Source organism: Paraburkholderia sp., from assembly GCF_024281035.1.
Lineage (GTDB): Bacteria > Pseudomonadota > Gammaproteobacteria > Burkholderiales > Burkholderiaceae > Paraburkholderia.
Genome location: NZ_JAMXLH010000055.1, coordinates 1 through 14,128, shown reverse-complemented (window position 1 = coordinate 14,128; position 14,128 = coordinate 1). Strand labels below are relative to the sequence as shown.

At 63.0% G+C, this 14,128-nt stretch carries 15 protein-coding genes; 10 read left to right on the top strand and 5 right to left on the bottom strand.

Annotated elements, in window-relative coordinates; translation table 11 throughout:
* Positions 1-118: 118 nt before the first annotated feature.
* The 4 genes from Q0L30_RS19200 (at position 119) to Q0L30_RS19185 (ending at position 5,019) form a co-directional block, all read left to right on the top strand.
* A complete protein-coding gene (locus tag Q0L30_RS19200) occupies positions 119-1,627 on the top strand; it encodes a PLP-dependent aminotransferase family protein (protein ID WP_296659828.1) in 1,509 nt (502 codons plus the stop codon).
* 134 nt (positions 1,628-1,761) lie between these two features.
* The gene (htpG, locus tag Q0L30_RS19195; RefSeq protein ID WP_296659825.1) at positions 1,762-3,687 is read left to right on the top strand and encodes a molecular chaperone HtpG; all 1,926 of its coding nucleotides are present in this window, start codon (positions 1,762-1,764) and stop codon (positions 3,685-3,687) included.
* A 141-nt stretch (positions 3,688-3,828) separates the two neighbouring features.
* A complete protein-coding gene (locus Q0L30_RS19190; protein ID WP_296659822.1) occupies positions 3,829-4,500 on the top strand; it encodes a chorismate lyase in 672 nt (223 codons plus the stop codon).
* A gap of 18 nt (positions 4,501-4,518) precedes the next feature.
* Positions 4,519-5,019: a DNA-deoxyinosine glycosylase gene (locus Q0L30_RS19185; protein ID WP_296659819.1), complete on the top strand. Its 501-nt coding sequence runs from the start codon at positions 4,519-4,521 to the stop codon at positions 5,017-5,019.
* 84 nt (positions 5,020-5,103) lie between these two features.
* Here the strand turns inward: Q0L30_RS19185 and Q0L30_RS19180 are convergent, their stop codons facing one another.
* Both Q0L30_RS19180 and Q0L30_RS19175 read right to left on the bottom strand, forming a co-directional pair.
* Positions 5,104-5,412, bottom strand: coding sequence for a type II toxin-antitoxin system RelE/ParE family toxin (locus Q0L30_RS19180; protein ID WP_296659817.1), 309 nt, complete (start codon positions 5,410-5,412; stop codon positions 5,104-5,106).
* Positions 5,409-5,687, bottom strand: a complete 279-nt coding sequence (locus tag Q0L30_RS19175) for a YlcI/YnfO family protein (RefSeq protein WP_296659814.1) — start codon at positions 5,685-5,687, stop codon at positions 5,409-5,411. The genes Q0L30_RS19180 and Q0L30_RS19175 overlap by 4 nt, the downstream gene beginning before the upstream one ends.
* A 594-nt stretch (positions 5,688-6,281) precedes the next feature.
* Between Q0L30_RS19175 and Q0L30_RS19170 the strand changes: the two genes are divergently transcribed.
* Positions 6,282-6,902, top strand: a complete 621-nt coding sequence (locus tag Q0L30_RS19170; protein WP_296659811.1) for a hypothetical protein — start codon at positions 6,282-6,284, stop codon at positions 6,900-6,902.
* A gap of 123 nt (positions 6,903-7,025) precedes the next feature.
* On the opposite strand, the gene Q0L30_RS19165 is transcribed toward Q0L30_RS19170, so the two are convergent.
* Positions 7,026-7,241 (bottom strand): DUF3079 domain-containing protein, encoded by a 216-nt coding sequence (locus Q0L30_RS19165; RefSeq protein ID WP_293033809.1) that lies wholly within the window; start codon positions 7,239-7,241, stop codon positions 7,026-7,028.
* A gap of 306 nt (positions 7,242-7,547) precedes the next feature.
* Between Q0L30_RS19165 and Q0L30_RS19160 the strand changes: the two genes are divergently transcribed.
* The 5 genes from Q0L30_RS19160 to Q0L30_RS19140 all read left to right on the top strand — a co-directional run bounded on the left by Q0L30_RS19160 (position 7,548) and on the right by Q0L30_RS19140 (position 12,550).
* Positions 7,548-7,748 (top strand): DUF3562 domain-containing protein, encoded by a 201-nt coding sequence (locus tag Q0L30_RS19160; RefSeq protein ID WP_296659807.1) that lies wholly within the window; start codon positions 7,548-7,550, stop codon positions 7,746-7,748.
* A 365-nt stretch (positions 7,749-8,113) separates the two neighbouring features.
* Complete coding sequence (locus tag Q0L30_RS19155; protein WP_296659804.1) at positions 8,114-9,091, top strand: spermidine synthase; 978 nt, start codon at positions 8,114-8,116, stop codon at positions 9,089-9,091.
* A 330-nt stretch (positions 9,092-9,421) separates the two neighbouring features.
* On the top strand, positions 9,422-9,658 hold the full coding sequence (locus Q0L30_RS19150) for a DUF3311 domain-containing protein (RefSeq protein WP_296659802.1): 237 nt from the start codon (positions 9,422-9,424) through the stop codon (positions 9,656-9,658).
* Positions 9,655-11,205, top strand: coding sequence for a monocarboxylate uptake permease MctP (gene mctP / locus Q0L30_RS19145; RefSeq protein ID WP_296659799.1), 1,551 nt, complete (start codon positions 9,655-9,657; stop codon positions 11,203-11,205). Before Q0L30_RS19150 ends, mctP begins: the two co-directional genes overlap by 4 nt.
* A gap of 148 nt (positions 11,206-11,353) precedes the next feature.
* Positions 11,354-12,550, top strand: a complete 1,197-nt coding sequence (locus Q0L30_RS19140) for an FUSC family protein (RefSeq protein WP_296659795.1) — start codon at positions 11,354-11,356, stop codon at positions 12,548-12,550.
* Between the two features lie 21 nt (positions 12,551-12,571).
* On the opposite strand, the gene Q0L30_RS19135 is transcribed toward Q0L30_RS19140, so the two are convergent.
* On the bottom strand, positions 12,572-13,003 hold the full coding sequence (locus Q0L30_RS19135) for a VOC family protein (RefSeq protein ID WP_296659792.1): 432 nt from the start codon (positions 13,001-13,003) through the stop codon (positions 12,572-12,574).
* A gap of 324 nt (positions 13,004-13,327) precedes the next feature.
* The coding region (locus tag Q0L30_RS19130) for a transaldolase family protein (RefSeq protein WP_296659790.1) at positions 13,328-14,128 on the bottom strand (801 nt) is incomplete at its 5' end.

Sequence of the window (14,128 nt, the reverse complement as noted above, 5' to 3'; positions counted from 1 at the left end):
GTTTCCGGATGCGCAGACCCGACCCTTGCCGGTAGGCATGACATCGAATGTACCGGTAGGGAGTCTGACAGTAACGGTACAATCGGCCCGATAGTGTTCGGTACAGTTGGGAGCCGCCATGTCCTCCGTTCCACTCGACCAGATTCCGGCGCCGCACGACGCGGCTACGCTCACGCTCGTCGACCAGCTCGTGCAGTGGGGCCGCCGCCGCATCGAGGAGCGCGTGTTCCGCCCCGGCATGCGCATGCCGTCGATCCGCAAGCTCGCACTCGACAAAGGCGTGTCGCGCTTCACGGTGGTCGAAGCTTACGAACGGCTTGTCGCGCAGGGCTATCTCGACTCGCGGCGCGGCTCGGGCTTTTATGTGCGCGAGCGGCTCGCCAACGTGACGGCCATCGAGCGCCGCACGCAGTCCGTGAACGCCGTGAACGGCCCGGCCGACGCAGGCGAGCCGCTTGAGCCGATTTTGCCGCCCACCCTCGACGTGGTCTGGCTGCTGCGCAACATGCTCCAGACTTCGACGCATCCGGAGAAGGGGCCGGGTCTCGGCTATCTGCCCGCGCGCTGGCTCGACGGCGAACTGATCGCGGGCGCGCTGCGCTCGCTCGGACGCCAGAGCGGCGCGCAGATGCTCGGCTTCGGCTCGCCGCAGGGTTTCCTGCCCGTGCGCCAGCAGTTGCAGACGCGCCTTGCCGAGTTCGAGATTGGCGCGACGCCTGACCAGATCGTGATGGTGTCGGGCGTCACGCAGGCCATCGATCTGCTCGCGCGCCTCTACGTGCAGCCGGGCGACACCGTGGTGGTTGGAGACCCCGCGTGGTTCCAGATGTTCGGGCGCTTCGCGTCGCAAGGCGCGCGGCTCGTCGGCATGCCGTATACGCCCGAGGGTCCCGATCTCGACGCGCTGGAGTCGCTCGTGACGACATGGCGGCCGAAGATGCTCGTCATCAACTCGGTGCTGCAAAACCCCACCGGCACCTCGCTTACGGCCGCGCAGGCGTTTCGCATCCTGCGGCTCGCGGAGCAGTACGACTTCATCGTCGTCGAGGACGACATTTACGGCGACCTCTGTCCGGCAGGCTATCCGGCCACGCGTCTGGCGAGCCTCGATCAGTTGCGCCGCGTGATCTATCTGGGCAGCTTTTCGAAGACGCTCGCGCCGAACCTGCGCGTGGGTTTCATCGCCGCCGCGCGCGATGTCGTGCAGGCGGTGAGCGACCAGAAGATGCTGGTGGGCATGACGAGCCCCGAACTCAACGAGCGCGTGCTCTATCGCGTGCTCACCGAAGGGCATTACCGGCGCCATGTGGAGCGCCTGCGCGCACGGCTCGACGGCGTGCGCGACAAGGCCGCGCGCATGCTCGAACGCACGGGCATGCGCCTTTTTACTGCGCCGGGAGCGGGCATGTTCCTGTGGGCCGACACGGGCGTCTGCGCCGATGCGCTCACCGCGGCCGGGCACGAAGCGGGCTTTCTGTTGACGCCGGGGAGCCTCTTTTCGCCGCACCAGTCGCCGACCACCTGGATGCGTTTTAACGTCGCGAACTGCGGCGATCCGGCGCTTTCGTCGTTCCTGACGAACTATCTGGACCGCGTCGCGCGGCGCGGCACGGCTGCCGGAACGTGACGCTGGCACACGAGGCTGGCCCTTGAAATACGCGCCGTGCGTCCCCAAGTCTGCGCACGGCGCGCCGCGCACCGTCGCCGTACGCGGCGCCGAACCTCTTACACCCGCATTGCAACGAAAAAGGACCCTCGAACATGGCTCAAGAAACGATGAGCTTCCAGGCGGAAGTGAAACAGCTTCTGCACCTGATGATCCATTCGCTGTACAGCAACAAGGAGATCTTCCTGCGCGAGCTGATTTCGAACGCATCGGACGCGGCCGACAAGCTGCGCTTCGAGGCGATCGCGAACAGCGCGCTGTACGAAGACGATGCGATCCTGCGTATCCGCGTGGGTTACGACAAGGCCGCGCGCACCGTCACGATCGACGACAACGGCATTGGCATGAGCCATGACGAAGTGGTCGCGAATCTCGGCACGATCGCGCGCTCGGGCACGAAGGAATTCTTCGGCAAGCTGTCCGGCGACCAGCAAAAGGACGCGGCGCTGATCGGCCAGTTCGGCGTGGGTTTCTACTCGGGTTTCATCGTTGCGGACAAGATCACCGTCGAGAGCCGCCGCGCGGGCCTGCCCGCGTCGCAGGCCGTGCGCTGGGAAAGCGCGGGCGAGGGCGAATTCTCGGTCGAGGCAATCGAGCGCGCATCGCGCGGCACGACGATCACGCTGCATCTGCGCGAAGACGAGGACGAGCTGCTCTCCTCGTGGAAGCTCAAGACGATCATCCAGAAGTATTCGGATCACGTCGGCCTGCCCATCGAAATGAAAGCGGAAGAATGGGACGCCGAAAAGAACGAGATGGTCACGAAGGATGCGTTCGAAACCATCAACCAGGCGAGCGCGTTGTGGACGCGTTCGAAGAGCGAGATCGGCGACGAGCAGTATCAGCAGTTCTATCAGCATCTCGCGCACGATCACCAGAATCCGCTCGCGTGGACGCATAACCGGGTCGAAGGCCGCAGCGAATACACGCAACTGCTGTACGTGCCCGCGCATGCGCCGTTCGACATGTGGAACCGCGAGCATCGCGGCGGGCTGAAGCTCTACGTGAAGCGCGTCTTCATCATGGACGACGCCGAACAGCTGCTGCCCGCCTATCTGCGCTTCGTGAAGGGCGTGGTCGATTCGAGCGACCTGCCGCTGAACGTCTCGCGTGAAATCCTGCAGGAAAGCCGCGACGTCAAGGCGATTCGCGACGGCGTGACCAAGCGCGTGCTGTCCATGCTGGAAGAGATGGCGCAAGCCGCCGATCCGGCGCAGACGGACGCCGATACGACGGACGAAGACAAGGCGAAATTCGCCACGTTCTGGACGGAATTCGGCCAGGTGCTGAAGGAAGGCATCGGCGAGGACTTCGCGAATCGCGAGCGCATTGCAAAGCTGCTGCGTTTCGCGACGACGCACGGCGACACGGCCCAGCAGAACGTTTCGCTGGCCGATTACGTGGCGCGCATGAAGCCCGAGCAGACGAAGATCTACTACGTCACCGCCGATACCTGGCAAGCCGCGAAGAACAGCCCGCATCTGGAAGTGTTCCGCAAGAAGGGCGTGGAAGTGCTGCTGCTCACGGACCGCGTGGACGAGTGGATGCTCTCGTACCTCAATGAGTTCGACGGCAAGGCGCTCGTGAGCGTTGCGCGCGGCGACCTCGACCTCGGCGCGCTCAACGACGAGGAAAAGCAGCAGCAGGAGAAGGTGAGCGAAGCGTTGAAGCCGCTCGTCGAGCGCATGAAGGAGACGCTCAAGGACAAGGCGAAGGACGTGCGCCTCACGTTCCGCCTGACCGATTCGCCGTCGTGCCTCGTGGCCGACGAGGGCGAAATGAGCGGCTATCTGCAGCGCATGCTGAAGGCGGCGGGCCAGCAGGCGCCCGAATCGCATCCGATTCTGGAGGTGAATCCGGAGCACCCGCTCGTGAAGGGGTTGGCCGCCGATCACGCCGACTTCGCGGACTGGTGCCATCTGCTCTTCGATCAGGCGCTGCTTGCGGAAGGCGGCGCGCTCGACGATCCCGCGAGCTTCGTGAAGCGCACCAACACGCTGCTGCTCGCGCGAGCGGGTTGACGGCGCAGCACGCGTGGCGCGCCTGCGTGGCGTGCGCGGCGTAAGTGCTTCTAAACCCCTTGCGGCCTGTGCGCCGCGAGGGGTTTTTTCTTTTGCGTGCGTTTGCACGAAGCCGGATATTCGCGGCCTATAATGCGCGCCATGTCCATCCGATTCGATGCCGCCGACGCGCACTGGCGCGTCGCGCCCATGCCCGGCTTCAGCGCCGATCAGAAAGACTGGCTCACGCGCGGCGGCTCGCTCACCGCGCATTTGCGCACGCTCGGACACGTCGAGGTGCGCGTGACCCACGAGGCCGTCGAGCTGCCGTGGCCCGACGAGTGCGCGGCACTGGGTCTTGCTCCGCGCGCGAGCGCGTGGGTGCGCGAGATCGTGCTCGTGGTCGACGGCGTGCCGTTCGTCGCCGCGCACAGTGCGACACCGCTTGCTGCGAGCCACGGCGCGTGGCGCGCGATGCGCAGCCTGCGCACGCGCCCGCTGGCGGAACTCCTCTATCGCGACAGCGGCGTGGCGCGCTCGGCGCTCGTGAGCCGACGTGTGAATGCGCGGCACGCGCTGCATGCGCTCGCCGCGAATGCGACAGCTGGATGGGTACCGCATGCTTATGCGGCGCGCCGCTCGGTGTTCGAGCGGCACGGCGCGCCTTTGCTCGTCACCGAGTGCATGCTGCCCGCGCTGTGGGCGCGTCTTGCTCATGCTGCGCGTGCCGCACATGTCGACCGTGTGGTGCACTCGGGACGCGAACGCGGCCCCCTCGATCACACCGCTTCGCGTGCGCACGCGGCGCAACGCGAGCTTCCCGCGTCGCGTTGAGCCGTTGCCGGAGGGGCCATGACTTTCAAGCGGTGTTTTGCACCTGTCGTCGATGAGATGACGCGCGTGCTGATTTTAGGCAGCTTGCCCGGTGAGGTTTCGCTCGCTCACGGGCAGTACTATGCGAATCCACAGAACAAGTTTTTTAATCTGGTTGGCGATACGATCGGCGTGCCTCTAATCGAACTCGACTATGCAGCGCGGTTGCGAGCGCTACTGGATCATCACATCGGTCTTTGGGATGTTGTTGCTGAGGCTCGCCGAATTGGGAGCCTCGACAGCCGCATACGCGACCACGCAAGCAACGACTTGATCGCGCTTATCGATACTTTGCCGAATCTGGTCGCCATCGCCTTTAATGGCGGGACCGCCGAGAAGATCGGGATGCGGGCGCTTGGTGAGACGGCGGATCGATATCGGCTCATCCGGTTGCCGTCGAGCAGCCCGGCGTACGCGTCGCTGTCTTACGACGCGAAGCTGTGCACGTGGGAGGTGTTGCGTCAGTGGTTGCCGATGTAGCTTCCTGGCCCGAGGTTACGTCCCTTCTCAGCGCGCAACGCGCTATTTCGCTTCGAGCGCTCCTCCTGTATCAACAACTCCGGCTCAGTAGTAATCGCTTTCGCGTTGATGGCGCACTGCAAGGATTGTCACGGTCCGATCGCCGTCGATTTCGAACAGCGCAACATATCCCGTTGCGCCGAACGGAATGATCAGTTCCCGCAGAAACGGCATGGACGAATGCGCTTTGCGGCAAGTAAACGGCGACGATTCAAGTGTCGCTATGCCGGCAGTAATGGCCACAAGTGCGCGCGCAGCGAGTTCGACATCGGCATCGTCGCGATCGACGATGAAGCTATAAAGACGGTCCAGATCATTCGAAGCCGCACGCGTGAACCGGACTTTATACGTCATCGAGGTTTCGCCTTCCTGGCGCGAAGGGCATCGAGCCGCCGTTCCAGATTTTCCAGCACTTCAGAAGCAGACAGGTAGTCGCCGGTGCGTTTAGCCGCTTCGCGCGATGCGATGCCACGGGCAATGAACTCGCTTTGGTTGCGACGCCGCTCGATGCCCTCGCGGATCGATTGCTCGACGAAGCCTGAAAGCGTTTCTCCCTCGCCGAGGACGCTTTCGGCAGCGTCGCGTAGCTCCGGCTCGACCCGGATGGATGGAAAGGTGGCAGATTTCATGATGTCTCCCGGCGCATCGCAATTGCGATGCATTATCCGCCACCGACCGTCTTGAGGCAAGTCGGCCGTTCGGTGGGGTCGAGGTTTCGCCGACGTAGCCAAAACAAGTGGCATTCGAAACTCGACCACTGAGGATGCGGCGCGGATGTCAAATTGACCCAAACACTAACAAAGTGCGAGTGTATTCAACGGTGGGGCGGCAGCGAAGGTCGGACTCAAGGCAGGTGGTGGGTGCGCAGATAATTATCGACTTTTCCACTTGTCATCAAGCAGTCCTGCGCATATCTCTGTTTCCTGTGCGGAAGAATTAATCATTTGGTGGCAGCTGCTGCAGGCGATCTGATCGGATATTGAAAGCTTTTGAAAGGGGATCTTGTCCGAAATGTCGCAGTACTTTTCGTTGCAGCCATTTGATCGGAAGTGCAGAGAATGATCGCTTTGGAAGTACCTGCTGAATAATGCAATGGGCATTGATCCTCCGAATCTCCTCCGCCGTAATCGGTGGCATATAGCCAGTGCATGGTTTGTATGGTTTAAGGTTTTACGTCCCCTGCCGATATAGCGTCGGGGACATCGATAATTTGAGGAGGATTTGTGGTTCGTTTCGCCTTTGCACTATTGCTTGCCGGCCTGCTTGCAGGTTGCAATACGACGCTGCAAGTTGAGAAACCGGATGCAACATCCGGCTTGTATTCAACCCACACTGCATTGAAAGCTGCTGATGTTCGCGTAGAAGAGAAGTTTGATCCGGCTTACACCCAGATGGTCTATCTAAAGATCGACGCGGAAACTCCGAACCAGCGATTTGTAGATTTCTTTGTGGCGGCCCTGAAAGACATGCACGTCTTCAAGAAGGTTGTGACAAAGGATGACTTGCAGGCAATCGTTATTGGACGGAACCTGGGCAGCAAGGTCCCCAACGTGTCGGATCTCGTCGGACTCAATAACCTTAGCAAGGAGATCGGCCCGTTCCTTATCGTCGAGCCTAATGCGGTGTTCAAGGGCGGCTACAACTTCGAGGGAACGCTGAAGGCGATCGATGCCAGCACCGGAAAAACCGTTCTGCTGATCGACATGACTGCTTTCAACATGGCAGGACTGGATGATCCGTTGTTTCACCCGATGCTGAATGGATTCATCAACTGGACGCACAATCAGCCGATCGTGCCGGAAGCGCCAAAAACGGCACAGCAGTCGAATTCCGCGAAGCTTTGACGGTTTGTGTGAACGTCGGTGTCTGCGGCAGATCCGACGTTCACGTGTCAGCGCGAAAACCGCGGGCGGCGTTGGCAGCTACGCCGCCCACCGCCACCCAGATGTTCAACACAAGCCGGTTCCTCAGCCGATCTTCCCCGGCGTCACACTCTTTTCCGATGGGTCGACATCGAGGCCCCAGTCGCCTTGCTCGTACCAGTCGTCGCCCAACAACTCGACCGGATGTTGCGTGCGGCTCTGTCCGTTGCCGCATCGCATATCGTCGGCCTGGCAGTAGTGATCGCAGCCCCAGCAAACACGCTCGGGGTGTAGTGGATGGATCGGAAACTTCTTTGCCATGATTTGTCCCTGAACAATCTCGACGATTGGCGACGGAGACAATTGTCGTTCATACGCCCGGACATTGATGCATGTCAAAACGTCGCGCCCGCGATGCGCGCGGGTGACGTTCTCCGTCGTTTTTCAAGTTGGTTGAGCACGCATGTGACGCGGCTCAACGTGCGGTGAGATAGTCCTCAAGGCGCCGGACAACCCTTTGCTGTCCGGTCCGGTTTGGGTGAAAGTGTTATGTAGGCAGGTAGTGGGAAATACATGGTCGGTAAGTTGATTTCCTGCGCCTGATACTCCGATTGCCGGGAGAAAAAGATGGCCGCGCACCACGTTGACGAATTTATCGTCCAGTCGATTGCCAGTGATACCGATATCCCCGTAGAGACGGTCTCAAGAATGTACGAAGAGACCTGGGCGGAATATAGCGAAGGCGCCCGAATCACAGATTACATTCCGGTCCTCGTGGCCCGTCGCGTGCGGGACAATCTGCGGCGGTGGAAACACGATCCGCACTGAGTCTCTGCACCCCACATGGAAGAAGCGGTGCAGGTGATCGAGGCGGCGACTGGATAGCACGTTCTCAATCGTCGATGAACGCGTCTTGTGTCTTTCCCCGGCCGATCTAAAAGCAAAAGACCCGGTGAAGACGTTGAAGAAGGCAATGCCTTCGATAACCGTCACGGTCCCGACAATTCGCGTGGGCGCTTGTGCGCCGCAGCGAAGCGGGGAACCCGTCTTTACGCGTTTGCCGTTCGATCATTTGCAACGAAGCGTACCCAAAATGGCTGCAGGCCGTTGAAGCACTTCGGGAGTGCATTCGGCCGTGAATGCTATGCTCTCGTTCGCCCGGGAAACCGCCTCTTTCGTAAGCTATCTTTTACATGACGACTCTTATCAAGCGCGCCTCGGCCGAGGCGCGCGCTTTCAGCCAGACCAGCACTGACCGCAACGACGCCGCCGAGCAGGAGGCCGAAGCCGAAATCGCGCCGCGCGCCAAAACTACGCGGGCCACGAAGGCCACGAAGACCACGAAGCTGGCCGCGCGAGCGCGCCGCGCCGACGACGATCTCGATCGCGCGCCGCTCATCGAAGCGCCGCGCAAGCCGCGTTTCGCGCCCGTGACATTCTCGGAGGAGGGCGGCGTGCGCTATCTGCATTTCGGTACCGAGTGGGTGCAAGGCGCGATGCGCCTGCGCAAGCCGCATCACATCGAACTCGAATACGCCCAGCAGATGATGGCCTGGCTGTTGTTCCTCGCGACGCCCGCGCGCATCGTGCAACTCGGCCTCGGTGCCGCGGCGCTCACGAAATTTGCGCATCACTTTCTGCGTCCGGCAAAGGTCGAGGCGATCGAGCTGAATCCGGCGGTCGTGGTGGCCGCGCGCACGATGTTCGAACTCCCGTCCGACGACGCGCGCCTCACCGTGCGCGAACTCGATGCGTGGGACTTCGTGAACGACCGCGCGAATCACGGCACGATCGGCGCGATGCAGATCGACGTCTACGACGCCACTGCGCGCGGCCCGGTGCTCGACAGCGTGGCGTTCTATCGCGCCGTGCGCTTGTGCCTGACCAACGCCGGCATCGCGACGATCAATCTCTTCGGCGATCATCCAAGTTTCGTGCGCAACATGAAGCGCCTGAATGAAGCGTTCGAAGGCCGCGTGATCGCGCTGCCCGAAGTGCACGAGGGTAATCGCGTGGCGCTCGCGTTCTCGGGCCCCGCGCTCGAGGTCACGTATGCGGCGCTGGAAAAGCGCGCGCGCGTGCTGGAGACGACGCTCGGCCTGCCCGCGCACGCGTGGGTGAAGGCGGTGCGCGAATCGAGCGGTCAGGCGGGCGAGACGTTCTCGATCTGAGCCGGCGCGCCTGCGCTTCGGTTTGCTTTGATTCGCTTCGCCGGGCGGCTATCGCGCCCGTCCCGGCGATGCCGACCCAGCTTCATGAAACCGGCCTCGGGCCGGTTTTTTATTACCGGTTGCGTGCGGGCAACGGCAACGGCCAGTCTGCGTGCATCGCCGCTTGACAGCGGCGTCGGGATTGGGGTCGGCCCCGGCTTGACCCCATATCGCAACGTGATACTCTTTTTCTTGCTTTCGATGACCTTGCCAGCCGAGCGAAGAGCAGGGCGTCGGCCGCTCCACGGGGGGCGCGGGTATTGCTACCACTAAAAGCAATGAGGAGACGTCATGGCAAAGGACGCTGACAGCGCCACGGGCAGCAAGCACTGGCTCTGGCTGCTGGTGATACCCTGGATCGCAATGGTCTGGGTGCCGTCGTACAACAAGGTCGAGCCGACCCTGTGGGGTTTCCCGTTCTTCTACTGGTATCAGCTCATCTGGGTGTTTATCAGTGCGGTTATCACTGCGTTCGTCTATCAAATGACGAAGAACCGCCATCGCGGCGACGCAGGGAGGACGCAATGAACATCACCGCGACCGTAGTCTTCATCCTGTTCTTCGTCGGCGTCACGATTCTCGGCTTCTTCGCCGCGAACTGGCGCAAGGGCGACCTCGCGCACCTCGACGAGTGGGGCCTCGGCGGACGCCGCTTCGGCACCTTCGTCACCTGGTTCCTGCTCGGCGGCGATCTCTACACGGCGTACACGTTCATCGCCGTGCCGGCGCTCGTGTTCGGTGCGGGCGCAACGGGTTTCTTCGCGCTGCCGTACACGATCCTGATCTATCCGTTCGCGTTCGTCGTGTTCCCGAAGCTGTGGGCCATCGCGAAGCGCCATCGTTACGTGACGTCGGCCGACTTCGTGAACGCGCGCTATGGCAGCCGCATGCTCGCGCTCGCCATCGCCGTGACCGGCATCGTCGCGACCATGCCGTACATCGCGCTGCAGCTTGTCGGGATCGAGGTCGTGATCGGCGCGCTCGGCTTCAATACGACGGGCTTCGTCGGCGACCTGCCGCTCATCATCGCGTTCGCCATCCTCGCCGCGTACACGTACACGTCGGGTCTGCGCGCGCCGGCGATGATCGCGGTCGTGAAGGATGTGCTCATCTACATTACGATCGGCGCGGCGATCATCGTGATTCCCGCGCAGATGGGCGGTTTTGGCCACATCTTCGGCGCGGTGCCGCCGGCCAAGCTGCTGCTCAAGTCGCCGGACGCGGCAAGCCTGAACGGCTATAGCGCCTACGCGACGCTTGCGGTGGGTTCGGCGCTCGCGCTGTTCCTGTACCCGCACTCGATCACGGCGATTCTCTCGTCGTCGTCGGGCAACTCGATTCGCCGCAACATGGCGATGCTGCCCGCGTACTCGTTCGTGCTCGGCCTGCTCGCGCTGCTCGGCTTCATGGCGCTCGCCTCGGGCGTGCAGAACATGCCGGAGTTCGTGCCGTACTTCAAGGCGTTCGGTTCGAGCTTCGCGGTCCCGGCGCTGTTCCTGCACTTTTTCCCTTCGTGGTTCGTCGGCGTGGCGTTCGCTGCCATCGGCATCGGCGCGCTCGTGCCGGCCGCGATCATGTCGATTGCCGCCTCGAACCTCTACACGCGTAACGTCCACAAGGAGTTCATCAACCCCCGGATGACGAACGAGCAGGAGACCAACGTCGCGAAGTTCGTCTCGCTGATCGTCAAGGTCGGCGCGGTGGCGTTCATCATCGGGCTGCCGCTCAAGTACGCGATCCAGTTACAACTGCTCGGCGGGATCTGGATCATCCAGACGGTGCCGGCCATCGTGCTCGGCCTCTACACGCGCAAGCTCGACTACCGTGGCCTGCTGCTCGGCTGGGCCGCGGGCATTGCAACTGGCACGTCGATGGCCATTTCGCTGAAGCTCGAGAGCTCGATCTTCGTGATTCATCTGTTCGGTATGGCCGTCCCGGGCTACGCGGCCTTGTGGTCGCTGGTCGTGAATCTCGTGGTGGCGGTCGTCGTGTCCGTGCTCGTGCATGTGTTCGGCATGCAAAAGGGTGAGGACCGTACGCGCCCGGAGGACTATCTCGACGTGCTCGAAAGCTGAGCTGCGCCTGGTTGTCGCCAGCAGCCTCGATCGGTACCGATGCCCGCAACGAATAGTTGCGGGCATTCGTTTTTCTGGTGCACGATGGCGCTGCGACGCTGCGCTCACCAGCGTCCGGTTCCTTGCCGCTTCACGTTCCGCTCGCGCCATGGCCCAGTCCGAATCCAATCCCGCCGCCGTTCGTTCCATACCGCCCGTACCGCCGCCGCGCCGCGCCCGCTCGCGGCTCGCGCGCATTTGGCGCGCGCTCGCCTCGCCGTTCTACCGTTACCGCAACGCGCGCCTGATTCACGGCATCCGCGTGGGCCTCGCGATGATGGCCTCGATCCTCGCGACGAGCGGCATCCACATTCCGCACGGCATCTGGGCATCGGTGACGGTGCTCGTGGTGATCGGCGGGCTCCAGCATCACGGCAATATCCGCAAGAAGGCGACCGAGCGCTCGCTCGGCACGCTGCTCGGCGCGGGCATCGGCCTCGCGCTCATCGGCTTGCAGGCGCTTACGCACTCGACGGTGCTGACGTACGTGCTGATGTCGGTGGTGGCGGGCATCTGCGGGTGGCACGCGATCGGCAAATACGGCTACGTCGCACTCCTCACGGCGATCACGATGTGCATCGTCGCGGGCCACGGGGACAACCTCATCGACACCGGACTCTGGCGCACGCTCAACGTGATGGTCGGCATCGTGATTGCGCTGGCGTTCTCGTTCGCGCTGCCGCTGCACGCGACGTATTCGTGGCGCTACCGGCTCGCCGACAATCTGCGCGATTGCGCGAACGTCTACACGCAGGTCGTGCGCGGCAAACCTGCCGATAGCGAGATTCTGGTGGCGGCCTTCATGCGCATGAACGACCGGCTCGTGCAGTTGCGCGCGCTGATGCCGTCGGTGGCCAAGGAGATCGATGTGCCGCTCGCGCGTCTGGAGACCATCCAGCGGCTGCACCGGTCGCTCCTGAGCGCGCTGGAAATAATGACGACGGGCATGGAGCGCTACGAGCAGCAGATCGTTCAGGTCGCGTTCGCCGGACGCGGCGCGCGGGTGCGGGAGTCGCTGCTCGCGACGGCACGTGCGCTGCGCTTTGGCGGCGGGCGCCATCCCGAGGTGGCGGCGCGTGCGCTGCGCCCGCTCGATGGCGAGGAGTCACACGCTCACACCGACGAGCGCCGCGCGCCCGGCGATGCGTTGCCCGAGACATCGGCCGTGCGGCTCGCGCCGGAAATGCAGGGGCCGTACTGGCTCGGTTTGCGCGTGGAGGAGCAGGTCGATCTGCTGCGCGCGTTGTTGCTTGAAACCGAGCCGCGCTGGAATATCGAGCGCGGCTCGGTGCACCGCATGGTGTGAGGCGCGCGGCGTTGGCCGATATCAGGCGGCGGGTGCCTCGAGCGGCGGCGCGCTGATCATCCAGGGCACGCCGAAGCGGTCGGCGAGCATGCCGAATCCCGGCGACCAGAAGGTCTTCTGGAACGGCATCGTTATTTGCCCGCCGTTCGCGAGCGCGTTGAAATACCGTTCGGCCGTCGCGATATCCGGCGCAGTCAGCGAAACGCCGAAGCCCCGGAATTTCTCTTCCTTCGTCATGCAGCCGCCGTCCGACATCATGAGTTCCGCGTCGCCGATCTGGAGCGTTGCGTGCATGATTTTTTCGGCGAATTCGGGCGGCATCGGGCGTGCCGGATCGGGCGGCGCTTCCTTGAAGCGCATCTTCATCAGTTCCTTCGCGCCAAGCGCCTCGCGGTAGAACGCGATCGCTTCGTCGCAGGTGCCGTTGTAGAACAGATAGGGCTGGATCAGCATCGTCGGTTTCCTGGTGGGATAGGACGTCTGGCCGGCCCAAAGCCAGGGCCGGATCGCACGGCAGGGGGCGCCGCTGTCCTGATTCTAGGCGTGCAGGTTCGTGCCAGCGTGGATTTTGTCCAGCGAGTGGTCCAGCGAAAGGAGGTGCACACGCCCGGGAACGGGCGTTGCGCGGGGTGTGCAGCCACGCGAGCCGTGGCGCTGCGGGGCACACGAAGGGCCTCACAGGCACGACGGGCGCGACAGGCGCGACGGGCTTGTTACGGCAGGCCCATCGCGCAGCGGCCGCGCTAGAGGAGCGCGCGGCCCGTGCAAATCGGCTTGTTAGTGCGCGCGCACTTCCTCGATCAGCTTTTCGAGCTTCACAGCGTCGGCGGCGAACGCGCGGATGCCTTCCGCGAGTTTTTCGGTCGCCATCGCCTCGTCGTTCACGAGGAAGCGGAACGACGATTCGTCCACCGGCACGCGCGCGATTTCCATGCCCTTGAACGCTTCCGGCGAGAGCTTGCGCTCGACCGTTGCCGTGCTGTCGTGGAGCTTTTGCAGTAGATCGGGACTGATCGTGAGCAGGTCGCAGCCCGCGAGTTCGACGATCTGGCTCGTCGTGCGGAAGCTCGCGCCCATCACCTCGGTCTTGTAGCCGAACTTCTTGTAATACGCGTAGATGCGGCGTACCGACTGCACGCCCGGATCGTTCGCGCCGCCGTCCTTCGCTTCGTCCCAGTTCGGGCCCGCGGCCTTCTTGTACCAGTCGTAGATGCGGCAGACGAACGGCGAGATCAATTGCGCGCCCGCTTCGGCACACGCGGCGGCCTGCGCGAGCGAGAACAGCAGCGTCATGTTGCAGCGGATGCCGTCTTTCTGCAGCACTTCGGCGGCACGAATGCCTTCCCACGTCGACGCGAGCTTGATCAGCACGCGCTCGCGCGGGATTCCGGCTGCCTTGTACAGATCGATGATGTGATGGGCCTTGTCGATCGACTTCTTCGTGTCGAACGAGAGGCGCGCGTCGACTTCGGTCGAGACGCGGCCCGGGATGATCTTGAGGATCTCGGTGCCGAAGGCGATCAGCAGATGGTCGATGATCGATTCGACCGATTCGGACGCGTGATCGCGCACGGTTTT

What these genes read in the sequence shown, in the direction of transcription:
- htpG (WP_296659825.1), top strand. Translation starts at nt 1,762, where the DNA reads ATGGCTCAAGAAACGATGAGCTTCCAGGCGGAAGTGAAACAGCTTCTG.
- Q0L30_RS19180 (WP_296659817.1), bottom strand. Translation starts at nt 5,412, where the DNA reads ATGACGTATAAAGTCCGGTTCACGCGTGCGGCTTCGAATGATCTGGAC.
- Q0L30_RS19175 (WP_296659814.1), bottom strand. Translation starts at nt 5,687, where the DNA reads ATGAAATCTGCCACCTTTCCATCCATCCGGGTCGAGCCGGAGCTACGC.
- mctP (WP_296659799.1), top strand. Translation starts at nt 9,655, where the DNA reads ATGAACATCACCGCGACCGTAGTCTTCATCCTGTTCTTCGTCGGCGTC.
- Q0L30_RS19150 (WP_296659802.1), top strand. Translation starts at nt 9,422, where the DNA reads ATGGCAAAGGACGCTGACAGCGCCACGGGCAGCAAGCACTGGCTCTGG.
- Q0L30_RS19190 (WP_296659822.1), top strand. Translation starts at nt 3,829, where the DNA reads ATGTCCATCCGATTCGATGCCGCCGACGCGCACTGGCGCGTCGCGCCC.
- Q0L30_RS19165 (WP_293033809.1), bottom strand. Translation starts at nt 7,241, where the DNA reads ATGGCAAAGAAGTTTCCGATCCATCCACTACACCCCGAGCGTGTTTGC.
- Q0L30_RS19185 (WP_296659819.1), top strand. Translation starts at nt 4,519, where the DNA reads ATGACTTTCAAGCGGTGTTTTGCACCTGTCGTCGATGAGATGACGCGC.
- Q0L30_RS19155 (WP_296659804.1), top strand. Translation starts at nt 8,114, where the DNA reads ATGACGACTCTTATCAAGCGCGCCTCGGCCGAGGCGCGCGCTTTCAGC.
- Q0L30_RS19160 (WP_296659807.1), top strand. Translation starts at nt 7,548, where the DNA reads ATGGCCGCGCACCACGTTGACGAATTTATCGTCCAGTCGATTGCCAGT.
- Q0L30_RS19140 (WP_296659795.1), top strand. Translation starts at nt 11,354, where the DNA reads ATGGCCCAGTCCGAATCCAATCCCGCCGCCGTTCGTTCCATACCGCCC.
- Q0L30_RS19135 (WP_296659792.1), bottom strand. Translation starts at nt 13,003, where the DNA reads ATGCTGATCCAGCCCTATCTGTTCTACAACGGCACCTGCGACGAAGCG.
- Q0L30_RS19200 (WP_296659828.1), top strand. Translation starts at nt 119, where the DNA reads ATGTCCTCCGTTCCACTCGACCAGATTCCGGCGCCGCACGACGCGGCT.